The following is a 23,356-nucleotide window of genomic DNA, read 5'->3' on the forward strand; positions in this document are numbered from 1 at the left end:
GGCGGGACGTGAAAGCGGGGTGGGGTATGCATGCTGATTAGCGTATGTACTCCCCGCGCACGGGTGAATGAGCTTGTCTTGTTTTGAGTTATTCAGCTGTTGCGTCTTGACAGTCGGTTTGTTGCCCGGGGGCATGGGTAGCAATCGTGGGGAAATGAAAGCGATCAAAAAAAGCGACGTTTCCAATCGGTGGTCTAGCGACTACGTCCTGCTACCCAGGACAGAAGGCTAAGGAGAGCAATCATGCAAGTTATCAATACCAACATTCCCTCGCTAAACGCGCAGCGGAATCTGGATACTTCGTTAAACAGCCTCAACACCTCGTTGCAGCGGCTGTCTTCGGGTTTGCGTATCAACTCCGCCAAGGATGATGCGGCAGGCCTTGCGATTTCCGAGCGCATGACCTCGCAGATTCGCGGTAGCGACCAGGCACGACGCAATGCCAATGACGGCGTGTCGCTGGTGCAGACCGCAGAAGGCGCCATGCAGCAGATGGGAAATATCCTGCAGCGGATACGTGAGCTGGCCGTGCAGTCGGCCAATGCCACCAACTCGGCATCCGATCGCGCTGCGCTGAACTCTGAAGTCAACGAACTGGTGGCGGAGCTGGATCGCTTTGCCAGTGCGACCGAATTCAACGGCCTCAAGCTGTTCGATGGCTCGACCACCTCGTCCATCTTCCAGGTAGGCGCCAATGCCAATCAGACGATCACGGCGACTACCCGCAATTTCCGCACCGATCAATATGGTACTTACCAGATCGGCAACAGCTCGCATGTCTCGGGTACGGCGGTTTCGGCCGGCACCCTGACAGGTGGCCATGTACCTGGGGCTTTGATCACCCCTAGCGGTACCTTCGAGGTACGTGGTTTTGCCGGTACGGTGACCATCTCCGGCGTGACCGGTGATTCGGCGCGCAGCCTGGCGGACAAGATCAATGCCGTGACTTCGCAAACTGGTGTGACGGCTGCAGCACAGACTGAAGTGGCGTTCCGCTTCAGTGGTGGTGCGACACAGGGCTCCGGCACTTATACGCTGGACCTGCTGAGCAATAACACCACGACCAACATCGCCAATGTGTCATTTGCCATTACCCGCAATGGTAATGGTTCGCTCAATCTGCAGCAGGCGGTGACGGCGTTCAATGACAAGTCCTCGTCCACCGGTGTTACGGCACGTATCTCGGATGATGGCCAGGCCCTGATACTGCGCAATCCGGATGGCGGCAATATCTCCATCGGTGCCTCGGTGATGCCCGCCGGCGCCAACGTCAGTGGCGGCTATGTATCGAGTGGCGGCACCTTTGTTTCGCAGACGGGCGCAGCCGCAGCCAATGTGCTGTCGCAGGCCACGCTGGGTACGCCTCCTCAGGGCAAGTTCACCTTTGGCGGCCAGCTGACGCTGAACTCCTCGTCCAGCTTCGCGCTGACACCGGGCACCACGGTTCACTTCCGCGAAGGCGTGTTGGGCGGTACGGCGTCCGATGCCACGCTGACGCCAACAGTGGCGTCGGACCTGGAAACGGTCGCTACGCTGGATATCTCGACAGTAGAAGGGGCTACCCAGGCGCTACGCACGGTGGATGGGGCACTCTCCGCCATCAACGACCAGCGTTCGAAGTTTGGCGCACTGCAAAGCCGGTTCGAATCCACGATTTCCAACTTGCAGATTACCTCGGAAAACCTGTCGGCCTCCCGTTCGCGGATACGCGATGCGGACTTTGCATCGGAAACGGCCAACCTGACCCGAGCCCAGATTCTGCAACAAGCGGGTACTGCGATGCTGGCCCAGGCCAATTCGCTACCCAATCAAGTCCTGTCACTGCTGCAAGGTTAAGCCCCCGGACACCAAGCAGCAGATCTTCGAGCCAGCGGCTAACCCCGCTGGCTTTTTTTGCTTGTTGAGCGGGGTGCGCGGCAGGGCTTGAACTCAGCCTGCCAGCTGTTCCAACTGGAAGCTTGCCCCGATGTCTTGCGCCAGTGCCTTGGCCAGTATGGGTAGGGTGGCTTGCAGTTCATCATGCAGCAGCCAGGGCGGGTTGAGGATGAACAGGCCGCTGCCATGCATGCCGAAGCCATCGGCGCGCGGGCGATGCACGGTCAGGCTGGCATGCAACCAGCTCTTGACCGGCAGTTGCTTGAGTTTTTCCGGGAGCAACTGCGAGTCGCTACGCTGCAGCATGGGGTACCAGATGGCGTAGACACCCGTGGCGAAGCGCTTGAGTGCCTCTTCCATGGCCTCCACCACCCGGCCGTAGTCGTCCTTCATTTCGTAGGGTGGGTCGATCAGGGTCAGTGCCCGGCGGGTTGGCGGGGGGAGCAGGGCCTTGAGTCCGGCAAATCCATCACCTTTCTGCAGCAAGGCCTGGCGCCCGCTGCCGGCCATGTTTTCTTCCAGCAGGGGGAAATCGGTGGGATGCAGTTCAAACAGCCGGAGTTTGTCCTCTGGCCGCAGGCAATGCTTGGCGACCAGTGGCGAACCAGGGTAGTAGCGCAATTGCCCGTCCGGATTGAAGGACTTGATCAGGTTGACATAGGCGGCAAGCCCTTCCGGCAGGTCTTGCCGGTTCCACAGCCGGGCGATGCCAGCGGCAAATTCTGCATTACGGGCGGCAAAGCCTGTATCCAGCTGGTAGCAGCCCGCGCCTGCGTGGGTATCTATATACCAGTAGGGTTTGTCCTTCTGGTTGAAATAGGTCAGTAGTCGGGTAAGCAGATAGTGCTTGAGCACGTCGGCATGATTGCCGGCATGAAAGGCGTGGCGGTAACTGAGCATGGCGGCGCCGCAAAGTGGTCAATGCCGGATTTTACCCTTCCCTACCAGCTCTGGATAACGATATGACTATTCGGTTTTTCTGTACCCGCCTGGCTTCTGGTAAAACAGCTGCTTCGATGGCCGGATTGACGGGCCTCCACCTATCGAGATTGCAGAATACCGTATGACGCTTCCCGAACATCGCCTGACCCACCTCAAACAGCTTGAGGCCGAGTCCATCCATATCATCCGCGAGGTTGCCGCCGAATTCGACAACCCGGTGATGCTCTATTCCATCGGCAAGGATTCAGCCGTGATGCTGCACCTTGCAAAGAAGGCCTTTGCCCCTGGCAAGCCGCCTTTTCCGCTCATGCATGTGGATACCACCTGGAAGTTCAGGGATATGTACGCCCTGCGCGACAAGCAGGCCAAGGAAGGCTGGGAGCTGCTGGTGCATGTGAACGAAGACGGGGTAAAGGCCGGCATCAATCCGTTTACCGCCGGTTCGGCCAAGCATACCGATGTGATGAAGACCGAGGGCTTGAAGCAGGCGCTGAACAAGCATGGCTTCGACGCGGCCTTCGGCGGCGCCCGGCGCGATGAGGAAAAGAGCCGCGCCAAGGAGCGGGTCTATTCCTTCCGGGACAAGCACCATCGCTGGGACCCCAAGAACCAGCGACCGGAGCTCTGGAATATCTACAACTCCAAGATAGACAAGGGCGAGAGCATACGAGTGTTTCCGCTGTCGAACTGGACTGAGCTCGATATCTGGCAGTACATCTATCTTGAGAGCATCGAGATCGTGCCGCTCTACTTCTCGGCAGAACGGCCGGTAGTGAACTACAACGGCACGCTGGTGATGATAGACGACGACCGCATCCTCGAGTATCTGACACCTGAGCAGAAGGCCAGCATCACTACTCGGTCGGTACGCTTTCGTACCCTGGGTTGCTACCCGCTGACCGGGGCCGTGGAATCTACTGCGGCCACGCTGCCGGAGATCATCCAGGAAATGCTGCTGACCACGACCAGCGAGCGGCAGGGCAGGGTGATAGACCATGATTCGGCCGGTTCGATGGAAAAAAAGAAAATGGAAGGGTATTTCTGATGTCGCACCAATCTGACCTCATTGCCAGCGACATCCTGGCCTATCTCAAGCAGCACGAGAACAAGGATCTGTTGCGCTTCATCACCTGCGGGAATGTGGACGACGGCAAATCCACCCTGATAGGGCGCCTGCTGCACGACTCCAAGCTGATCTTCGAGGATCAACTGGCAGCCATTCAGCGTGATTCCAAGAAGTACAACACCACTGATGAAGAGATTGATCTTGCTTTGCTGGTGGATGGCCTGCAGGCCGAACGCGAACAGGGCATTACCATTGATGTGGCATATCGCTACTTCAGTACGGACAAGCGCAAGTTCATCATTGCCGACTGTCCGGGCCATGAGCAGTACACCCGGAATATGGCGACGGGGGCCTCGACCAGCAATCTGGCCATCATCCTGATTGATGCCCGTCGCGGTGTGCAGACGCAGACCCGCCGGCACAGCTTTATCGTGAGCCTGCTGGGCATACGGCATGTGATCGTGGCGGTGAACAAGATGGATCTGGTGGATTTCGACCAGGCTGTTTACGAGCGCATACAGTCTGAATACCTGGCCTTTGCCGAGCAGCTGGGTATACCGGATATCCGCTTCGTGCCGATTTCAGCCTTGCGTGGCGATAACGTGGTGAGCGAATCGACCCAGGCGCCCTGGTATACCGGGCCGACGCTGATGAAGCTGCTGGAGACGGTGGAAATAGATAGGGATGTGCATCTTGATGCCTTCCGCTTGCCGGTACAGTACGTCAATCGTCCCAACCTGGATTTCCGCGGTTTTTGCGGCACCGTCGCTGCGGGCGAAATCCACCCTGGTGACGCCGTTGTGGCGCTACCGTCGGGCAAGCAAAGCCGGGTCAAGGCCATCGTGACCTACGAGGGCGAACAGCCGCGAGCGTTCAATGGCCAGGCGATCACCCTGACGCTGGAGGACGAGATCGATATCTCCCGTGGCGACATGATCGTCAAGGCCAGCGAAACACGCCCCAATGTCTCCACCACGCTGGATAGCCATATCGTCTGGATGAGCGAGCAGGCGCTGGTGCCGGGCAAGGAATACGCCTTCAAGTTGTCGGGCAAGCAGGTGTTTGGCCGGGTTGAGCGCATTCTGCATAGGGTGGATGTCAATACCTTGGCTGAGATGGAGACCCAGCAACTGGGCCTGAACGAAATCGGCCTGTGCCGGATTACCCTCAACGCGCCCGTGGTGTTCGATGCTTACCGCGAGTGCCGTGGCACGGGCAGCCTGATCGTGATAGACCGCCTGAGCAATGCGACGGCTGGTGCCGGCATGGTGGTGGCCGCCGCGGTGGCGGAGGGCGGGCAGGCCGACCTGAACGAACTGGAGCGGTTGCGTGCCTTCGAGGTGGAGCTGAATGGCTTGGTGCGCAAGTATTTCCCAAGCTGGGAGGCCAAGGATATCAGCGGCCTGCTGGGTAAATAGACGTCATTCCCGCCCTGCCACAAAGCCAGAACAGGCCAGCCTTCGTGCTGGCCTGTTTGCATTTAGCATCCCTGGCGACAGTTGCCGCCGGCCTGCGGCGTGGGGCGGCAAGGCTTGCCGCTCCGTTTCTTGCCGCCCCCTTGGTATGGTGGTCAAGGATCTGATTTCACAGTGAATCATGGCTTGGCATGCTGCGTGCTTTGCTGTTATCCGACAGGACCATAAAACAGCCATTCACCCCGTGAGGCCGCCATGATATCCAGGCTGAGTAACCACCTTGCTTTCAATGAAGCCGCGCTCAAGCTCAGGGCGACGCGGCAGGAAGTGATAGCCAGCAATATCGCCAATGCCGATACACCGGGCTACAAGGCCCGCGATTTTGACTTTGCCCAGGCGCTGGGCAATGCGGTATCGGCACAGCGTGGCGCCGGGCAGGGCGTGGGGCTGGCCAGGACAGATAGCCGGCACTTGGCAGGTAAGACCAGCAGCACGCTGGAAGCCGAACTGATGTACCGCAACGATATACAGCCGTCGATCGATGGCAACACGGTGGACATGAACGTGGAAATGAGCAATTTCACCGACAATGCCATCCGCTATCAGGCTGGGCTGACCTTTCTGCAGCGCCGTATCGAAGGCTACAAGTCTGCATTGCAGTCGCAGTAAGCGCAGCTTGCAGAATCCAGCGTGGCGACGCTAGTCGGCCAGGCAGGAAAACAGGAGTAGTAAACCATGTCTTTGTTCCGCGTGTTTGATATTGCCGGGTCGGCCATGACCGCACAGTCGATACGGCTGAATGCGACCGCCAGCAACCTGGCCAATGCCGAGAGCGCCACCAGCTCCACGGGGCAGCCTTACCGTGCCAAGCAAGTGGTGTTTGCCGCCACTCAGCTCAATGCCGGACAGCCCCAGGCAGTCGGGGTGACGGTTGCGGCCGTGTCGGAAGATCAGGCACCGCCCAGGCTGGTGTACGACCCCAAGAATCCGCTGGCGGATGGCAATGGCTATATCGCCATGCCCAATGTGAATGTGGTGGAGGAGATGACCAATATGATCTCCGCCTCGCGCTCCTACCAGACCAATGCCGACATGATGAATACCGCCAAGACCCTGCTGCAGCGGACGTTGCAACTGGGCCAAGCCTGATAGGGAACCGACGCCATGACCACCACCACCGGCGTGACCAATAGTGCCGACCTGTTCGAGAGCATCAACAAGGCGCGCGACAGCAAGAACAAATCGCAAGAAACCCAGGATCGCTTCCTCAAGCTGCTGATTACCCAATTGCAGAACCAGGATCCGATGAACCCCATGGATAGTGCGGAAAGCACCAGCCAGATGGCGCAGATGAGCACTGTCAGTGGGATAGAGAACATGAATGCCAGCATCACCAGCATGATGGCGACCTTCAATGCCGCCCAGAGTTATCAGGCAGCGGCGCTGATAGGCAAGACGGTGATGGTGGAGGGCGACACCATGCAGTTCGATGGCAGCAAGCCGGTCACCAATGAGATTGATGTGCCTGCCGAGGGTGGCGTGGTGACTGTTGCCATCTACGACGCCAGCAACAACAAGGTGGATGAGATACAGCTGGGCAAGCAGCTCGCTGGTCGCCAGGCGGTGGAGTGGGATGGCAAGGGGGCCAATGGCAATAGCCTGCCTGCCGGCAAGTACTACATTTCGGCCTCGGTGGCACAAGCCAATGGCGGCAACAAGCAGATACCGAGTTACACCTACGTCAAGGTCGACAGCGTGGCCATGACCGGCGGTACGGTCAATCTGCGGCTGACCGATGGCCGTGTACTGCCGTTTGGCGACGTCAGCAGCATCATGTAATGCCCGCCGGCTGCGGCCGGTAAAGCATCAAACAGCGTAACCCGCAAGCGATATCCAGGAGTAACACCATGGGCTTCCAGCAAGGTTTGAGCGGTCTGAATTCCGCCTCCAAATTCCTCGACGTGGTCGGCAACAACGTGGCCAATGCCAACACCGTCGGCTACAAGGGATCGCGCGCCGAGTTTGCCGATATTTATGCCAACACCCTGGCCAGTACCAGCGTGCAGGTGGGTATCGGTGGCCGCACCTCGAATGTGGCCCAGCAATTTGCCCAGGGCAATATCAGCAGCACCAACAACCCACTGGATATCGCCATACAGGGCAATGGTTTCTTCCGCCTGATAGACCCTTCCGGCAGCTATAGCTATAGCCGCAATGGTCAGTTCCAGCTGGACAGGGACGGCTATATCGTCAACAACGGCCAAAAGCTGGCCGGTTACATCGCCAACGAGAATAACCAACTGCTGACTGGCAGCTCACCCGAGGCCATACAGGTACGCACCTCGAATATCGGTGCCCGCGCCACGGGCGGCTCTACCCTGGCCAATGCTGGCCTGACGGTGGGGATGAATCTGGACGCGCGGGAAGACCTGATATCACGCGGCACCCAGACGGTATCCGTAACAGGAGCCCAGTTGCAGCAGGGGGCTGGCGTAGGGACGCAGATCGACTACCAGACCCGGGTGGCCGATCCCATGGGGCAGTTCCACTTGCTGAATGTGCGGCTGATCAATGTGGGGCCGGCTACCTGGAGTGTGCAGACCCAGCTGGATGGAGCAGGCTCGTTCACCAGTACCGATACACCGCTGGTCTTTACGCCGGGCGGCCAGTTGCAATCGGGTGCTACCCAGTCGGTGTCCTACCCCATAGGTTCGCCTGCGCCGGCCTATGGCTCGACGCCGTTCAACTTCAATCTGAATTTCTCCGGCATCCAGGAGACGGCTGCACCTGTGAACGGCACCATCAGTGTCAGCGATGTGGGATCGAGCACCACGGTGGCGGTCTACAACTCCAACCTGGACGCCAATGACCCGGTCACCACGCCCCATGTCTACAACACGACATTCCGCGACCCCAATGGTGTGACCCACACGCTGGCCATTACCCTGACCAAGGCAGCCACCAATACCTGGACGGCTACCTATGATATCGATGGCGCCGGACCGGTCTCCACCTTGCCCGACGGTGTCACCCCCATTCCGGCTGTGGTGTTCAATACGAACGGCCAGATCATTTCCGATCCCATCATCCCGGCAACCTATACCTACCCACCTGGGCCTTTTGGCGAGCCCGGCGGTCCGATGAACTTCAATCTCAGCCTGCAGGGTGTGACCCAGCGTGCGGGGGTGTTCACCGCCGGTTCGGTGGAAACCCGTAGCTCACCGGCGGTAAACCCGACGGACCCCAATACCTTTACCCACTCGACCTCGGCGGATGTGTATGACTCGCAAGGGGTGAGGCATACCTTGACCTTCTATATGACCAAGGTGGGGGTGAATGCCTGGGAGGTGCAGACGAGCTTTGACGGGGCAACGCCGGTATTGCAACCTGGCTATGTGACCTTTGATTCCGCCGGCAAGATGAATGGTGGCACGAGCTTTGCATATACCTCTCCGATACCGTCTCCGAGCGGTGCGCAGACGCCCTTGGCGTTTACCACCTTCCTGACGGGGACAACCCAGTTCGGCAACCAGTTCGGTGTGAATGAACTGAGCCAGGATGGTTACGCAGACGGCAATATCACGGGTCTGTCGATAGGCAAGGACGGTCTGATACTGGGCCGTTACTCCAACGGCCAGAACCGCACGATAGGCCAGATAACGCTGTTCAACTTTGCCAACCCGCAGGGTTTGCAGCCTTTGGGCGATAACCGTTGGGCAGAAAGCTACGCGTCCAACCAGGCGCGGATTGGTACGCCGGGTACGAGTGACTTTGGCGCCCTGCAGTCGGGCGCGGTCGAGGATTCCAATATCGACCTGACCAAGGAACTCGTGGACATGATTACCGCGCAACGGTCCTACCAGGCCAATGCGCAAACGATCAAGACGCAGGACCAGTTGCTCCAGACCATGGTCAACCTGCGTTAACGCCTCAGAGCCGACCTAGCGCTCTCCGCGCGGATCGTTAAACGACCGGCAAGGTTTTCCGGGCAACCGGCGAGCTTTGCCGCTCTGGGAGAGTTGCATGGATCGGCTTATCTACACGGCCATGACAGGGGCGAAGCACGCCAGCCTGCAGCAGGCCACCGTCGCCAACAATTTGGCCAATGCCACCACACCTGGCTTCAAGCAGGAGCTGGCGGCGTCTCGCGCCGTGCAAGCCGTCGGCGGCACTGGATACCAGACCCGCAGCTATACGCTGGAACAGACCCTAGGTTCGGATTTCAGCCCTGGCTCCCTGCAGACCACCGGGCGCGAGCTGGATATCGCTATCACGACCGAGGGCTTGTTCGCCGTCCAGACCGGCAATGGCGAGGCCTATACCCGCAACGGCAGCCTGGAGATCGACGCGACCGGCCTGCTCAAGACCCGCGAGGGCTATCCCGTTCAGGGCGATGGCGGCCCTATCATCATTCCCGAAAACAGCATCGTGACCTTTGGCAAGGATGGCACCATCACTGCCGCACCGGCCAATGACCCCGCGCAGAGCAACGAGATAGGCCGCATCAAACTGGTGAGGCCAGACGAGCTGCAACTGGAACGCGGCAGCGATGGGCTGTTCAGGCTGCGCGATGGTCAGCCAGCCCAGGTGGATGCCAGCGTGCAGATGACCAATGGGGCGTTGGAGGCCAGCAACGTCAATGCGGTGGATCAATTGGTGAAAATGATTGATTACCAGCGCAACTACGATCTTCAGGTACGAATGTTGCAAACAGCTGATCAGAACGCCAAGGCTGCTGCGCAGATCATGGCGGTAAGCTAAATCGCCAGCAAGTACCCGCAAGATACGAATAAAACGACAGGAAAGACGAAAGGATAGCCGCCATGATGCGCTCTCTGTGGGTTGCCAAGACAGGCATGGACGCGATGCAGATGAACATCGACGTCATCTCCAACAACCTGGCCAACGTCAATACCAATGGCTTCAAGCGTAGCCGGCCGATTTTTGAAGACCTGCTGTACCAGACGCTACGCCAGCCAGGCGGCGCGACCAGTCAGCAGACACAGTTGCCTACGGGGCTGCAACTGGGTACCGGGGTCAAGCCTGTTGCCACAGAGCGCATCCATACCCAGGGCAATCTGCAGCTGACTGATAACCCATACGATATTGCCATCAACGGGCGCGGCTTTTTCCAGATCGAGATGCCGGACGGCACCATAGGCTATACCCGGGATGGCGCCTTCCAGTTGAATAATCAGGGGGTGATCGTCACGGCCGAGGGCTACCCCTTGCAAGGCAATATCACGGTACCGGAAGGGGCCCTGCAGTTCGGTGTCAGCCGTGATGGCGTGGTGACTGCCTTGCAGGCTGGGCAGACCCAGGCTACCCAGATAGGCACCATACAACTGGCGACCTTCATCAATCCGGCGGGTTTGCAGAGCGTGGGCGAGAATCTTTATCTGGAAACCGCTGCATCAGGTGCGCCGCAGGCAGGCACGCCAGGACAGACTGGCCTGGGTGTGCTCAACCAGCAGTATGTGGAAACCTCCAACGTCAACATCACCGAAGAGCTGATCAATATGATCCAGGCGCAGCGGGCCTTTGAGATCAATTCACGCTCTATCCAGACTTCGGACCAGATGCTGCAGAAGCTGACACAGCTGTAAGCCACGTACGTGAACCAATGGCATAAGCAAAATACTGACAGGAGCCTGGCCATGATACGTAACACCTTCAGCCTGATAGCCGTGTTGTTGCTGAGCGCCTGCGCCAGCAGCATCCCACCGACCATCGTTACCCAGCCGACCAGTGTGCGGCCCATGGCGCAGCCGCAAGTGGCAGCGGGGCGGGGCAGCATCTACCAGGCAGCAACGGCCCGCTCCCTGTTTGAGGACAGGCTGGCGCGGCACATGGGCGACAACCTGACGGTGCTGATTGAAGAGCAGATCAACGCCAGCAGCAATTCTGCCAATAAGGCTGAGCGCACCAGTGAAAACAGTACCGAGGTGGACGTCAACGCCAGCTCGAATTTCTTCCGCGGCATATTGGGCGGACTGGCGCTCGATACACAGTCAACCAACAAGCATGATGGCAAGGGTACAGCCAGTTCCAGTAACAGCTTCCGTGGCCAGATCACCGCGCAGGTGGTGGATGTGCTGGCCAATGGCAACCTGGTGATAGCCGGCGAGAAGCAAGTCAATATCCGTGGCGAAATCAGTTATTTGCGGGTATCGGGCATCGTCAACCCGGCCGATGTGAAAGCAGGCAATGTGGTATCCTCAAACAAGATTGCCGAGGCCCGCATAGAAGAAATGGGCAGCGGTACGATTGCATCCGCCGACCGCGCCGGCTGGCTGCAGCGATTCTTCTTCAGCTTCCTGCCATTCTGACCCGATGCTTCTAAACCGTACCGCAGTCCGCCTGATAGCCTGTCTACTCCTGGCCCTTGGCTGCAGTACGGTTTACGCCCAGAAAATCAAGGAGCTGGCCAGCATAGGCGGTGTCCGGCCCAACCAGTTGATAGGTTACGGCATCGTGGTGGGCCTTGATGGTAGCGGCGACCAGACCACACAGACGCCGTTTACCGTGCAGAGCGTCATCAATATGCTCACGCAACTGGGGGTGCAATTGCCCCCTGGCACCAGTCTCCAGCTCAAGAATGTGGCGGCAGTGACCGTGACCGGTACCTTGCCGCCTTATTCACGTTCAGGCCAGGCCATTGATGTCACCGTGTCCTCGATAGGCAATGCTAAGAGCTTGCGCGGCGGTATGTTGCTGATGAGCCCGCTCAAGGGGGCGGATGGCCAGGTTTACGCCATAGCCCAAGGCAATGTGATCGTGGCGGGTGCGGGTGCATCGGCCGGGGGCTCCAGCACGCAGGTCAATCAGCTGGCCGTAGGACGCATACCCAATGGTGCCACGGTGGAGCGCGAAGTGCCTGGCGGCGTGGGCGAGGGCGACTACATTACCCTGGCGCTGCACGATGCGGATTTCAGCACCGCCAGCAAGGTGGCGCAGGTCATCAATACCGGCATGGGGGCGTCTACCGCTCGCGCGCTGGATGCCCGCACCATACAGGTTCGTGCACCACAAGACCCCGATGCACGCGTCAGCTTCATGGCCAAGCTGGAGAACCTGAATGTGATCCCGGCAGATGCGGTGGCACGGGTAATCATCAATGCCCGTACCGGGTCGGTGGTCATGAACAAGGCGGTCACGCTGGAGCCGTGCGCGATATCGCACGGTAACCTGACGGTGACCATCTCGGCCAAGAATGAAGTCAGCCAACCCAAGCCGCTATCGGGCGGCGAGACCCAGCCGGTGCAGAATGCCGATGTGGAAGTGAAGGCGGAAAAAGGCGGCGTGACGGCCGTGCCGCGTAGTGCTTCGCTCAACGAGGTGGTGCGCGCACTTAACCAGATAGGCGCCACACCGCAGGACTTGCTGGCCATACTGCAGGCCATGAAATCGGCTGGTGCGCTGAAGGCGGATCTGGAAGTGATCTGACGCCCAAACCGTGCGGCAGAGGGGGCGCCTTGGCGCCCTTTTTTTCGTTTGCTGCCGATGGCAGTTCTTGCCGCCCGCCTGGTCTGATGGTCGGTGCTGCCCATGATTTTCAATGCAAGTTATTGAATTGTATTGGTAATATTGTCAGGCATTATCCTTGCTTTGCTTGGTTCGAGCCTACTCGAAACCGACAAGCGCCATGCAACTCACTGCCAACCCCACTGATGCCAGCCTCAACGCCAAGCTCGCGATAGATGCGCAGGCTGTAGGTGATTTGCGTGCCCGGCTGGCCAAGGACCCCAAAGGGGCAGCACGCGAGGTGGCAGGTCAGTTCGAGAAGATGTTTCTCGACATGGTGATGAAATCCATGCGTGACGCCACACCCAAGTTCGACGAGCTGGAAAGCAGCACGGTGGGCATGTTCCAGTCCATGTATGACCAGCAGTTATCGCAGAACATGACCAGCGGTGCCGGTCGTGGCCTGGGGCTGGCGGATTTGATCGCCGCCCAGATAGAGCGGATGAACAACCCCGACAGCCTGCAGGTCATGCAGCGCAGCCCTGCGCGAGGTAGTTGGGGTGGCAATACGGCGGCTAGCGTGGCGGCAAAGCTTGCCGCTCCGGTTGCGGCTGTTGCTGGTGATGCGGGTGAGTTCATTGGCGATATCGGCCAGTCTGCCCTTGCTGCTGCGCAATCGTTGGGTTTGTCGCCCCATTTGATGCTGGCACATGCCGCTCTGGAAAGCGGCTGGGGCAAGAAGCCCATAGTCGATGCCCAGGGCAACAACAGCCACAACCTGTTCGGCATCAAGGCTGGCCGGGGTTGGGAAGGCAAGACCACCGACATTACCACCACCGAATTCGTAGATGGCGTAGCGCAGAAGCGGGTGGAACGGTTCCGCGTCTACAACAGCTATGCCGAGGCTTTTGCCGACTATGCCCGCCTGCTGTCCTCGCGCTATGGCGATGCGGTACAGGCCGGTGCGGACGCCAAGGTTTTTGGCAAGGAACTGCAAGCAGGTGGCTATGCCACCGATCCGGCTTATGCCGACAAGCTGGCCCGTGTGGCTGAGCACCCGGCGCTGAAGGCCTATAAGGCTGCCTGAGCAATAACGATAGACGTGCCGACATATGGGCGGCAGAGGTAGGAAATCATGGGTAACGGTATCTACGGCATTGCAGTATCGGGTCTGAAGGCGGCGCAAATTGGGCTGACCACCACCAGCCACAATATCGCCAATGCCAGCACACCTGGCTACAACCGGCAGGTGATAGGCCAGAGCGCGGTAGAGCCCACGCCTACCGGTGGTGGCTTCCTGGGCCGCGGCGCCCAGGTTGATACCATTACGCGTATCTACAACGAGTTTGTTGGCCGTCAGGTGCAGACGGCACAGGCGCAGGCCGGTTACCTGACCAACCTGAAGTCCCACCTGGCCGATCTGGACAACCTGCTGGCCGACCCTTCGGCTGGTTTTTCGCCCTCGCTGCAGGACTTCTTCACCGGTGTGCAGACGGTTGCCAACAACCCGCAGGATGTGACCGCACGGCAATCGCTGTTGGGCTTGGCCGAATCCATGATCACCAAGCTGCAGACGGTGGATTCGCGCATGCAGACGCTGCGCAGCGACGTGAATACCGAGATCCAGGCCACGGTAGGCAATATCAACTCCATCACCGGCCAGATTGCCCATCTGAACGACCAGATCATTCTGTCCACCACGGTGGGCAACAACCTGCCCAATGACTTGTTGGACAAGCGCGACCATCTGGTCACCCAGCTCAATCAGTACGTCAAATCCACGGTCATCAAGCAGACCGATGGCAGCTACAATATTTTTATCGGCAATGGCCAGAACCTGGTGGTGGGCAATCGCTCGTTCACCCTGGGCGCCGTGCAGGCGGTGGATGATCCATCCCGCCTGGATGTGGCCTACCAGCAGTTTGGCGTGACCGCTGTCATTCCTTCTGAAATGATTACCGGCGGCTCCCTGGGCGGCGTGCTGGAATTCCGCAAGGAAGTGCTGGATGTCTCGCAGAACTCCCTGGGCCGTGTGGCGCTTGCGCTGGCGCAGACCTTCAACGAGCAGCACCGCAAGGGGCAGGACCTGAATGGCCAGTATGGCGGCAATTTCTTCCAGTTCCCCACCGAACGCATCAGTGCCCAGCCGCGCGTAGGCGGCAACCAGGTGAGCCTGACGGCCGAGCTGACATCGGTACGTCCCTTCGTGGAGAGCGATTACAACATCGCGCTGGACAATACTGGAACCAACTACACCATTACCCGGCTAACCGATGGGCAAACCGCCACCATCAGCCTGGCATCGGGCGAGCTGACCAGTGCCACCGGCTTTAATGCTTTTGGTGTCCGCTTCAAGCTGGCGATCAACCCCAATGTGAACCCGCCTACCGGCCCTGATCTGCTGGCTGGCGAGAATATAGGTATCAGCTTCAGGCCCGCCGCCTCCGAGGTGATCGCCAATGCTAGGAACCAAGGCAATGCCGACCTACAGGTTTCGATATCCGACATCAGCAAGCTGACCACCAGCGATTACGAGTTCATCTTCGACGGCCCCGATTACCGGGTGGTACGCAGGGAAGACGGCGCCCAGTTCAATATCAATGCGTCGGCCTGGGCCAACCCGCCCATCGAGATTGATGGCCTGTCCTTCCGCATCAACGCTGGCAATATGGTGGCGGGGGACCGCTTTACGGTGCTTCCTACCCGCGGCTTTGCCGATGAAATGACCGTGATGATCAAGGATACGGCCAAGGTGGCGGCCGCAGCCCCCATCCGTACCTCGTCTGATACCTTCAGCATCGCCTCGTCGGCCAATGCCGCCAATACCGGTGGCGCGCTGATCAGCAGCGTATCGGCTTCTGTGGCGGCACAGGGTGGCGTGGCGGCCAAGAAGATAGAGATACTGTTTACGGCTGCGGGCACCTTTGATATCCGCGATGCCAACACGGGCACTGTGCTGGCAGCCAACCAGGCTTACACCTCCGGTAGCAACATCAGCTACAACGGCTGGACCGTGCAGATTACCGACGGTGGTGGCCCACCGGCTGCCGGTGACCGCTTCGTGATAGACCCGCGCAAGAACACCGGCACGGCCAATATTTCGGCTGGCGTGGTCACCACCATGCCTATCAACACCGATATGAAGACACCGGTAGCGATACGGTTTGAAACCGCGACCCGCTTCAATCTGGTGAACCCCAGTACTGGCGAGGTGATCGACCCGGCCACCGGCAACCGCTTTCAGCCCACGACCGGCAATATTGTCGATCGCAGCGGCAATATCGTGTCGGGCGGCAACAGCCTGGACCCGGCCACCGGCAATGTGGTGGATGGCGGCATGACTGTGCAGTTCAGCTCACAGGCCTATACCTCGAACGGCAATATCTCCTACAACGGCTGGACTGTGCAGATTACCGGCGTGCCTGCAGCCAGGGATACCTTTCTGGTTGAACCCAACACCGGCGGCAAGGCCGATTCCCGCAATATGCTGGCGCTGGGCAAGCTGCAGACCACCAATATTCTTAGCGGCGGCACGGCCAGCTACCAGGGCGCATACAGCAAGCTGGTGGCCGATGTGGGCGTGCGCGCCAACCAAGTCAATATCAACGAGGCGGCCCAATCCCAGTTGCTGGTGCAGTCGCAAACCAAGCTGGCGGAAGCGTCCGGGGTCAACCTCGATGAGGAGGCATCAAATCTGCTTATCTACCAGCAGGCCTATCTGGCATCGAGCCGGGTAATCCAGATTGCCCAGAAGGCATTCGAGGAAGTCCTGAACATAGGCCGTTAAGCAGCGATTGATCTGCAGGAGTAAATAGCATGCGTGTCGCCACCAGTTCCATCTACAACCTGGGCGTGTTCAATATGAACAATCGCCAGGTTGATCTGTTCAAGCTGCAGAATCAGCTATCGACTGGCCGCAAGATATTGACGCCTTCGGATGACCCGGTGTCCTCGGCCCGTTCGCTGGATCTGACCCAGGCGACACGGCAGAACGAGCAGTACGTCACCAATGTGAAGTACGCTAATGACACCATGGCGCTGACCGAGGCCAATCTGCAACACGCCATCGGGGTCATACAGGATATCCAGCAACTGGCAGTGCAGTCGGGTGCCACCACGCTGACCAATGCCGAGAAGCGTATGGTGGAGGCCGATATCCGCGGCAAGTACCAGGAGCTGCTGGGGCTGGCGAATACGACGGATGGCAATGGACTGTACCTGTTTGCCGGCTTCAAGGGCGATACCAAGCCATTCAACGAGCAGGGCTACGGCAATGTGCGCTATGACGGCGACCAGGGCCAGCGCGCCGTGCAGGTGTCGCCATCGCGGCAGATACCCGTGTCGGATTCCGGATCGGATATCTTCGTCAAGATCAAGAATGGCAACGGCACCTTTACGACTGCGCAGACCCAGCCTGAACTGCCGCGTACGGTCAGGGTGGGCGATGGCGGTTCCATCCAGTTCTCGCGCGATCCGGCCGGGGGCTTTGTGGCATCGGACTACCGGGTGGATTGGGACAGCGTCAGTGGCAACTACACCATCACTCGGGCGGACGGCGCCACCACGGTGGCCTCGCACGCTGCGCTGGTGGGCGGTGTATCCGCCCTGGGCATGGTGATTACTGCGCAAGGCAACCAGCCTACCGCCGTGAACGGTACGGCAACCTTTGATGCCAAGCTGCAGGCCAACGGCGGCACTGGGGTTGTCAGCCCCGGGGTGGTGGCCGACCCGGTAAAGTGGGCCAATCCGCTCAACAACCAGAACTACCGAGTGCAGTTCCACTCGGTGCCGGACCCGAATAATCCGGCCAAGATGCTGACCAGCTACGACATTATCGACAACGATACGGCCTCGGCTAATTACAACACCTCCTTGATTGATGGCTGGAATTACACCACCAGTACCGCCAGTGCAGCCAATCCGACGGCAACCCGCACCGACAGTGCAGGCAACCCCAATAGTTTTCCGCGCAAGTACACGGCCGGTGCAGACATCATTTTTTCTCAGCAGACCGGTGAAACCGGTGCGCTGTACCCCGGCTGGGATTTTGGCGGCAAGATATCGATGGATGGCGTACCCAAGGATGGTGACAGTTTCAGCCTGGAAGCCAGCCGCGACTATGACCTGTTCAGCACCATAGGCGATTTCTCGGCTGCGCTGGAGCGCTACGAGGAGACCAATCTGGGCGGTGCCACCTTCCAGAACAAGCTCAATACGACCTTGTCCAATCTGGATAATGCCCTGACCCGTATCCTGACCATACAGGCCGGCATAGGCTCGCGGCAAAAAGAGGGCGAGTCGGTGCAGAGCACCAACGAAGACCTCAATGTGCAGTACAAGACCACCATCTCCAAGCTGACCGACCTGGATTACGCCCAGGCCATCAGTGACTTTACCCAGACTCAGACCTATCTGGATGCAGCACGTAAATCGTTCTCATCGATACAGAACCTGTCGCTGTTCCAGTACATCAGCTAGCTGATTGCCAAGACAGGAAAAAGCCGCAGCACAGTGCTGCGGCTTTTTTACATCCTACTGCCGTGGTACCGTGGCCTAGAACTGTACTTTCACGGATTCATCTCCCAGCCAGCCACGCAGTTCAGCCAGTAGCTCGTCCCGCAGCGTGACCCGCCATTCCTCGCCCAACTGCAAGGCACAGGCTGCGGCATTGTTGCGGTAGTCGATACGGATAGGGCAGTCGCCGCCGGCAAATGGCTCCACCAGTTTGCGCAGGCGCGTCGGGTCGGCATTGCCATTGACGCCCAGCCTCAAGGCTTGGGCAAAACGGCTACGTGCTTCGGCCAGGTCGAGTATGCGTTCGGCAATGATACGGACACCGCTGCCGCCACCGTAGCTGTCTTCGCTGACCTTGGCTTCGATCACCAGCAGGCTGTCCACGCTGAGCTTGTGGCGGGCGTCATCGAACACCTCGGAATAAACCATGACATCGCGCTTCATGGTGGCATCGTCCAGCGTGATAAAGGCCATCTTGCCGCGTTGGCCTATCTTGGTACGCACCTCCAGCACGACGCCGGTAATCCACTGCGGGCTTTTGCTGGGCACCAGCCTTGCCAGCTCGTTCTTGGCAAAGGGGCGGACGAACTTGGCCTGGGCCGTAAACGGATGCCCGGAGAGATAGAAGCCGATGGCAGTCTTCTCTTCGGTCAGCTTGACCGTCTCGTCCCAGCGTGGCACCTCCACCAGTTGCATCAGGTGTTCCGGCTCGGGCTCGAAGGCATCGAACAGGCCGCCTTGATTGGCGTTGGCCGCTGCCTGCTCGGCGGCTTCCAATGCCAGGCCCACGGTTGCCAGCAGGCTGGCGCGGTGATCGCTGAGGCTGTCGAACGCACCGCCCCGTATCAGGGATTCAATGACACGGCGATTGACGATGCGTTTGTCGGTACGGTGGCAGAAATCGAACAGATCCTTGAACGGGCCGTTCTTTTCTCGCTCGGCCACGATGTATTCCACCGCCGCTTCGCCCGTGCCCTTGATGGCGCCCAGGGCGTACCGTATCTCGTTACGGGAGACGGGCAGGAAGCGGTAAACGCTGTGATTGACATCGGGCGGCAGGAATATCAGCTTGTTGGCCAGGCAGTCGTCATAGAAGAACTGCAGCTGATCGGTGTTGTCCAGTTCGGTGGACATGGTGGCGGCCATATAGGCTGCACAGTGGTGGGCCTTGAGCCAGGCCGTGTGATAGGCCACCAGGGCATAGGCGGCTGCGTGCGACTTGTTGAAGCCGTAACCTGCGAATTTCTCCATATAGTCGAAGATTTCGTTGGCCTTAGCCTCGTCTATGCCGTTCTTGCCAGCACCTTCGACGAACATGGCGCGCTGCGCCACCATCTCCTCAATCTTCTTCTTACCCATGGCACGGCGCAGCAGGTCGGCGCCGCCTAGTGAGTAGCCGCCGCAAACCTGGGCTGCCTGCATCACCTGCTCCTGGTACACCATGATGCCGTAGGTGGGGGCCAGTACCGGTTCAAGCAGGGGGTGCAGGTATTCGAAGCGTTCACCGTGCATCCGGCGGGTAAAGTCCGGAATCAGGTCCATCGGGCCTGGGCGGTACAGGGCGACGAAGGCAATAATTTCTTCAAACTGCTTGGGCCGGGCATCCACCAGCATTTTTTTCATGCCGCTGGATTCAAACTGGAACACGGCCGTGGTATTGCCGCTGGCAAAGATCTTGTAGGCGGGCGCGTCATCCAGTGGCAGCTTGGCGACGTCTATGTCCTCGCCGGTCAACTGCTTGATATAGCGTTGCGCCAGCTCGATGATGGTCAGGTTGCGCAGACCCAGAAAGTCGAACTTCACCAGGCCGACCTGTTCCACATCGTCCTTGTCGTATTGCGACACGGGCGAGGCATCTTCGCCGCTGGCTATATAGAGCGGGCAGAAGTCGGTCAGCTTGCCTGGGGCAATCAGCACACCACCGGCGTGCATACCGATACCGCGTGTCAGGTCTTCCAGCTTTTCGGCCAGTTCCAGCAGCTCGCCTGCGTCTTCGGCATCGATCAATTCCTTGATCTGTGGTTCCATCTCCATGGCCTTGGAGAGCGAGACAGGCTTGTTGGCCTCCAGCGGAATAAGCTTGGACAGGCGGTCACACAGGCCGAAGGGAAGATCCAGTACCCGGCCGACGTCGCGTACCACGGCCTTGGATGACATGGTGCCGAAGGTGGCAATCTGGCTGACGGCCTCCACCCCGTACTTGCGGCGGGTGTACTCGATCACGCGCCAGCGGTTTTCCTGGCAGAAGTCCACATCGAAGTCGGGCATGGATACCCGCTCCGGATTCAGGAAACGTTCGAACAGCAGGGCGTACTTGAGCGGGTCGAGATCGGTGATGTTGAGTACATAGGCCACCAGCGAGCCTGCACCCGAACCCCGGCCTGGTCCCACGGGGCAGCCATTCTGCTTACCCCAGTTGATAAAGTCGGCCACGATCAGGAAGTAGCCAGGGAAGCCCATCTTGATGATGGTGTCGCACTCGAACTTGAGGCGGGCATCGTACTCCGGGCGTCGGGCAAGGCGCTCCGCCTCGTCGGGATACAGGTGCAACAGCCGCGCCTCCAGCCCCTGCTTGGCCTCATGCACCAGGAAGTCATCCAGCGTCATGCCCTCGGGCACCGGGAACAGCGGCAGGTAGTTCTTGCCCAGCACCACGGTAAGGTTACAGCGGCGGCCTATTTCTACCGTGTTGACCAGGGCTTCCGGCACATCGGCAAACAGGGCGGCCATTTCGTCCGGGGTCTTGAAGTACTGCTCTTCGGTATAGAGCTTGGGCCGGCGCTTGTCGGCCAGGACGTAGCCTTCGGCAATACAGGTACGGGCCTCGTGCGCCTTGAAGTCGTCCTTGTCCAGAAACTGTATGGGATGGGTGGCCACCACCGGCAGATCCAGCTCGCTGGCCAGCAGCAGGGCGCCTTGCACGGCGGTTTCCCACTTGGGGTCGCCTGTGCGCTGCAGTTCCAGGTAGTAGCTATCGGGGAAATGCCTGGCCCACCACGCCACCAATGCCTTGGCGCTATCGAGGTTGCCATTCAGCAGCGCCTGGCCGACATCACCGAGGTGAGCGCCTGACAATGCGATCAACTGGCTATTGTCGCCATGCTCCAGCCAGGCGCGCTTGAGTTCGGCGCGGCCACGGTACTGGTTGTGGCGATAGGCCTCGGTAATGAGCTCGCACAGGCGGCCGTAGCCATCACGGTTCTTGGCGATCAGCAGGGCGCGGAAGGGCTTGTCGCGATCTTCCTCGTTCTCGATGAATACATCCACGCCGGCTATGGGCTTGAGGCCACTGCCACGGGTTGTCTTGTAGTGCTTGATCATGCCGAACAGGTTCATCAGATCGCTGATGCCCAGGGCTGGCATATTGTGTTGCTTGGCCCGCTTTACCGCGTCATCGATACGGACAATGCCATCGGTGACGGAATACTCGGAATGCAGGCGGAGATGAATAAATGCAGGAGACGTCATCCCCCGATTTTACCTGCCGGGGGGAGGTCAGTGACGGCCCGGCTTGGAAAAAATAGCGGTTGACGCCAGTGGCATCAGGCCGTGGGTAGGCGTAGAAAGCGGGTTTCGTGTGTGGGGGAGGTGTCGGTCACCTCTACCTTGCTGACCTGGGCATGGGGTGGGCCCTGATGTGCCCAGTCTACCAAGGCCTGCACGGCATCAGCCGGGCCTTGCGCATGGGCTTCCACCGTACCGTCCAGGCGGTTGCGCACCCAGCCTGCCAAGCCCAGCAACTGGGCCTGGTCTTCCATGGCATAGCGATAGCCCACGCCTTGTACCCGGCCATGTATGCGCACCAGCCGGGCAATCATGCACCTTGCTCGCTACGGGTATAGCGCGCCTGCAGCAGCGCGTGGGCATCGGTCAGGGAGCTGACGATGCGGTGTCCCAGCGCGATGACCTCCAGGCTGGGGGGCTTGAGATCGGGTACCTGTATGGGAGTCATGCCAGCCGCGAGGGCGGCACGCACGCCGGGTTCGGAGTCTTCCAGCACCAGGCAATGCGGCGGTGCAACGCCCAAGAGGCTGGCGGCCTTGAGGTAGATATCGGGGGCGGGTTTGGGGTGTTCAATATCGCTACCGGTGACGACGACCGGGAAAAACCGGATCAAGCCGCTGCGGTGCAGCTTCTGGTCGGCCCGCTCACGCCGGGTGGAGGTGGCCACGGCGCGAGGGACACCCAGGTCGGTCAGCCATTGCAGTAATTCGACGATGCCGGGCTTGAGCGGCAGACCTTGCTCCACCTTGTCGTGGTAGAGGCGATCGGTAGTCTCGCCGAGGGTGCGGATGTCGAGATCGGGCCGGCGTTCGCGTAAAAGGGCTATGCAGAGTTTTTCATGCAGGCCCACCATGGCATGCAGCAGATCATCCTCCAGCGTAACACCGTGGATATCGGCCGCTTCCAGCCAGCAAGCCATGACCGCCTTTTCGCTGTCTATCATCAGGCCGTCCATATCGAACAGCACGGCGGCTGGGGTGAAGTCCAGTTTCATCATGGTTGCGATGCCTGTCTGACAGCCGGCCAGTCTTGGGCCAGCAGGGAGTAGCTGTCAAGATCGTGAAACTTGCCGCCCCAATAGCCTTGCTGTCTATGCCGGCCTTCATACTGAAAGCCCAGCTTCTGCACCAGCCTGACCGAGGCATGGTTGTCTGGGTGGATCTCGGCCTGGATGCGATTGAGTGCCATCTGGTCCACGCCGTAGTCGAGCAAGGTTTGCAGCGCTTCCTGCATATAGCCATGACCCCAATGGGGGCGGCCCAGTTCATAGCCCAGCACACAATTACGCCAACCACGGTTCCAGCGGAATAGCCCGGCCGTACCCATCAACACGCCGCTTTGACGGTGGACTATGCCCCAGCGGGTGCCGGGATTGGGCTGAGTGCGCCAGTTGGCAAACATCTCGATCAGCTGCAGCGCCTGCTGGCGATCCTGCATGGGGTCGGCGCCAAACCAGCGCATGACCTCGGGGTCGCTCTGGATGGCGAAGATGGCATCGGCGTCGCGGACAGTGATTTCCCGCAACAACAGGCGTGTGCTGCCAAGAAGAGGGAATTGCATAGGCTTGCCCGCCCGA

General features: G+C 59.5%; 19 protein-coding genes. 14 read left to right on the plus strand and 5 right to left on the minus strand.

The annotated features are described in order from the left end of the window. Positions 1 to 243: 243 nt before the first annotated feature. Positions 244 to 1,836, plus strand: coding sequence for a flagellin N-terminal helical domain-containing protein (locus V7714_RS05220; RefSeq protein WP_335708764.1), 1,593 nt, complete (start codon positions 244 to 246; stop codon positions 1,834 to 1,836). A gap of 93 nt (positions 1,837 to 1,929) precedes the next feature. Here V7714_RS05220 and V7714_RS05225 read toward each other — a convergent pair whose 3' ends face one another. After that, positions 1,930 to 2,775, minus strand: coding sequence for a 23S rRNA (adenine(2030)-N(6))-methyltransferase RlmJ (locus V7714_RS05225; protein WP_335708765.1), 846 nt, complete (start codon positions 2,773 to 2,775; stop codon positions 1,930 to 1,932). A gap of 163 nt (positions 2,776 to 2,938) precedes the next feature. Here V7714_RS05225 and cysD point away from each other — a divergent pair, with 163 nt between their 5' ends. From cysD to flgL, 13 genes are all read left to right on the plus strand, one after another. Next, the gene (cysD, locus tag V7714_RS05230; protein ID WP_335708766.1) at positions 2,939 to 3,862 is read left to right on the plus strand and encodes a sulfate adenylyltransferase subunit CysD; all 924 of its coding nucleotides are present in this window, start codon (positions 2,939 to 2,941) and stop codon (positions 3,860 to 3,862) included. After that, the gene (cysN, locus tag V7714_RS05235; RefSeq protein WP_335708767.1) at positions 3,862 to 5,301 is read left to right on the plus strand and encodes a sulfate adenylyltransferase subunit CysN; all 1,440 of its coding nucleotides are present in this window, start codon (positions 3,862 to 3,864) and stop codon (positions 5,299 to 5,301) included. The genes cysD and cysN overlap by 1 nt, the downstream gene beginning before the upstream one ends. A 252-nt stretch (positions 5,302 to 5,553) precedes the next feature. Then, on the plus strand, positions 5,554 to 5,967 hold the full coding sequence (gene flgB, locus V7714_RS05240; protein ID WP_284196211.1) for a flagellar basal body rod protein FlgB: 414 nt from the start codon (positions 5,554 to 5,556) through the stop codon (positions 5,965 to 5,967). A 66-nt stretch (positions 5,968 to 6,033) separates the two neighbouring features. Further along, positions 6,034 to 6,447 carry a flagellar basal body rod protein FlgC gene (flgC, locus tag V7714_RS05245; RefSeq protein WP_284196210.1) on the plus strand — a complete coding sequence of 138 codons (414 nt, stop codon included), beginning with the start codon at positions 6,034 to 6,036 and terminating at the stop codon, positions 6,445 to 6,447. A gap of 15 nt (positions 6,448 to 6,462) precedes the next feature. Next, on the plus strand, positions 6,463 to 7,137 hold the full coding sequence (locus V7714_RS05250) for a flagellar hook assembly protein FlgD (protein ID WP_335708768.1): 675 nt from the start codon (positions 6,463 to 6,465) through the stop codon (positions 7,135 to 7,137). A 68-nt stretch (positions 7,138 to 7,205) separates the two neighbouring features. Further along, a complete protein-coding gene (locus V7714_RS05255; RefSeq protein WP_335708769.1) occupies positions 7,206 to 9,224 on the plus strand; it encodes a flagellar hook protein FlgE in 2,019 nt (672 codons plus the stop codon). A 97-nt stretch (positions 9,225 to 9,321) separates the two neighbouring features. Continuing rightward, entirely contained in the window at positions 9,322 to 10,059 is a 738-nt protein-coding gene (gene flgF, locus V7714_RS05260) for a flagellar basal-body rod protein FlgF (RefSeq protein WP_335708770.1), read from the plus strand. A gap of 62 nt (positions 10,060 to 10,121) precedes the next feature. Next, entirely contained in the window at positions 10,122 to 10,904 is a 783-nt protein-coding gene (gene flgG, locus V7714_RS05265) for a flagellar basal-body rod protein FlgG (RefSeq protein WP_335708771.1), read from the plus strand. A gap of 51 nt (positions 10,905 to 10,955) precedes the next feature. Beyond that, entirely contained in the window at positions 10,956 to 11,627 is a 672-nt protein-coding gene (locus V7714_RS05270; RefSeq protein WP_290332935.1) for a flagellar basal body L-ring protein FlgH, read from the plus strand. Between the two features lie 4 nt (positions 11,628 to 11,631). Then, positions 11,632 to 12,744, plus strand: a complete 1,113-nt coding sequence (locus tag V7714_RS05275; RefSeq protein ID WP_290332937.1) for a flagellar basal body P-ring protein FlgI — start codon at positions 11,632 to 11,634, stop codon at positions 12,742 to 12,744. Between the two features lie 199 nt (positions 12,745 to 12,943). Beyond that, entirely contained in the window at positions 12,944 to 13,849 is a 906-nt protein-coding gene (gene flgJ, locus V7714_RS05280) for a flagellar assembly peptidoglycan hydrolase FlgJ (protein ID WP_335708772.1), read from the plus strand. 48 nt (positions 13,850 to 13,897) lie between these two features. After that, positions 13,898 to 16,549: a flagellar hook-associated protein FlgK gene (flgK, locus tag V7714_RS05285; protein WP_335708773.1), complete on the plus strand. Its 2,652-nt coding sequence runs from the start codon at positions 13,898 to 13,900 to the stop codon at positions 16,547 to 16,549. 29 nt (positions 16,550 to 16,578) lie between these two features. After that, on the plus strand, positions 16,579 to 18,240 hold the full coding sequence (gene flgL / locus V7714_RS05290; RefSeq protein WP_335708774.1) for a flagellar hook-associated protein FlgL: 1,662 nt from the start codon (positions 16,579 to 16,581) through the stop codon (positions 18,238 to 18,240). Between the two features lie 75 nt (positions 18,241 to 18,315). Here the strand turns inward: flgL and dnaE are convergent, their stop codons facing one another. The 4 genes from dnaE to V7714_RS05310 all read right to left on the minus strand — a co-directional run bounded on the left by dnaE (position 18,316) and on the right by V7714_RS05310 (position 23,340). Further along, on the minus strand, positions 18,316 to 21,744 hold the full coding sequence (gene dnaE / locus V7714_RS05295; RefSeq protein ID WP_335708775.1) for a DNA polymerase III subunit alpha: 3,429 nt from the start codon (positions 21,742 to 21,744) through the stop codon (positions 18,316 to 18,318). Positions 21,745 to 21,818: 74 nt separating this feature from the next. Next, positions 21,819 to 22,094 carry an acylphosphatase gene (locus V7714_RS05300; RefSeq protein ID WP_335708776.1) on the minus strand — a complete coding sequence of 92 codons (276 nt, stop codon included), beginning with the start codon at positions 22,092 to 22,094 and terminating at the stop codon, positions 21,819 to 21,821. Continuing rightward, positions 22,091 to 22,777, minus strand: a complete 687-nt coding sequence (locus tag V7714_RS05305) for an HAD family hydrolase (RefSeq protein ID WP_335708777.1) — start codon at positions 22,775 to 22,777, stop codon at positions 22,091 to 22,093. Before V7714_RS05305 ends, V7714_RS05300 begins: the two co-directional genes overlap by 4 nt. Continuing rightward, complete coding sequence (locus V7714_RS05310; protein WP_335708778.1) at positions 22,774 to 23,340, minus strand: GNAT family N-acetyltransferase; 567 nt, start codon at positions 23,338 to 23,340, stop codon at positions 22,774 to 22,776. The genes V7714_RS05305 and V7714_RS05310 overlap by 4 nt, the downstream gene beginning before the upstream one ends. Between the last annotated feature and the right edge of the window lie 16 nt (positions 23,341 to 23,356).

The organism is Chitinimonas sp. JJ19 (assembly GCF_036961565.1).
In the GTDB taxonomy this organism is placed as follows: Bacteria; Pseudomonadota; Gammaproteobacteria; order Burkholderiales; family Chitinimonadaceae; genus Chitinimonas.

Bases quoted from the DNA above. Each gene is read 5' to 3' on its own strand.
- V7714_RS05220 (WP_335708764.1), top strand. From the start codon at position 244: ATGCAAGTTATCAATACCAACATTCCCTCGCTAAACGCGCAGCGGAAT.
- V7714_RS05225 (WP_335708765.1), bottom strand. From the start codon at position 2,775: ATGCTCAGTTACCGCCACGCCTTTCATGCCGGCAATCATGCCGACGTG.
- cysD (WP_335708766.1), top strand. From the start codon at position 2,939: ATGACGCTTCCCGAACATCGCCTGACCCACCTCAAACAGCTTGAGGCC.
- cysN (WP_335708767.1), top strand. From the start codon at position 3,862: ATGTCGCACCAATCTGACCTCATTGCCAGCGACATCCTGGCCTATCTC.
- flgB (WP_284196211.1), top strand. From the start codon at position 5,554: ATGATATCCAGGCTGAGTAACCACCTTGCTTTCAATGAAGCCGCGCTC.
- flgC (WP_284196210.1), top strand. From the start codon at position 6,034: ATGTCTTTGTTCCGCGTGTTTGATATTGCCGGGTCGGCCATGACCGCA.
- V7714_RS05250 (WP_335708768.1), top strand. From the start codon at position 6,463: ATGACCACCACCACCGGCGTGACCAATAGTGCCGACCTGTTCGAGAGC.
- V7714_RS05255 (WP_335708769.1), top strand. From the start codon at position 7,206: ATGGGCTTCCAGCAAGGTTTGAGCGGTCTGAATTCCGCCTCCAAATTC.
- flgF (WP_335708770.1), top strand. From the start codon at position 9,322: ATGGATCGGCTTATCTACACGGCCATGACAGGGGCGAAGCACGCCAGC.
- flgG (WP_335708771.1), top strand. From the start codon at position 10,122: ATGATGCGCTCTCTGTGGGTTGCCAAGACAGGCATGGACGCGATGCAG.
- V7714_RS05270 (WP_290332935.1), top strand. From the start codon at position 10,956: ATGATACGTAACACCTTCAGCCTGATAGCCGTGTTGTTGCTGAGCGCC.
- V7714_RS05275 (WP_290332937.1), top strand. From the start codon at position 11,632: ATGCTTCTAAACCGTACCGCAGTCCGCCTGATAGCCTGTCTACTCCTG.
- flgJ (WP_335708772.1), top strand. From the start codon at position 12,944: ATGCAACTCACTGCCAACCCCACTGATGCCAGCCTCAACGCCAAGCTC.
- flgK (WP_335708773.1), top strand. From the start codon at position 13,898: ATGGGTAACGGTATCTACGGCATTGCAGTATCGGGTCTGAAGGCGGCG.
- flgL (WP_335708774.1), top strand. From the start codon at position 16,579: ATGCGTGTCGCCACCAGTTCCATCTACAACCTGGGCGTGTTCAATATG.
- dnaE (WP_335708775.1), bottom strand. From the start codon at position 21,744: ATGACGTCTCCTGCATTTATTCATCTCCGCCTGCATTCCGAGTATTCC.
- V7714_RS05300 (WP_335708776.1), bottom strand. From the start codon at position 22,094: ATGATTGCCCGGCTGGTGCGCATACATGGCCGGGTACAAGGCGTGGGC.
- V7714_RS05305 (WP_335708777.1), bottom strand. From the start codon at position 22,777: ATGATGAAACTGGACTTCACCCCAGCCGCCGTGCTGTTCGATATGGAC.
- V7714_RS05310 (WP_335708778.1), bottom strand. From the start codon at position 23,340: ATGCAATTCCCTCTTCTTGGCAGCACACGCCTGTTGTTGCGGGAAATC.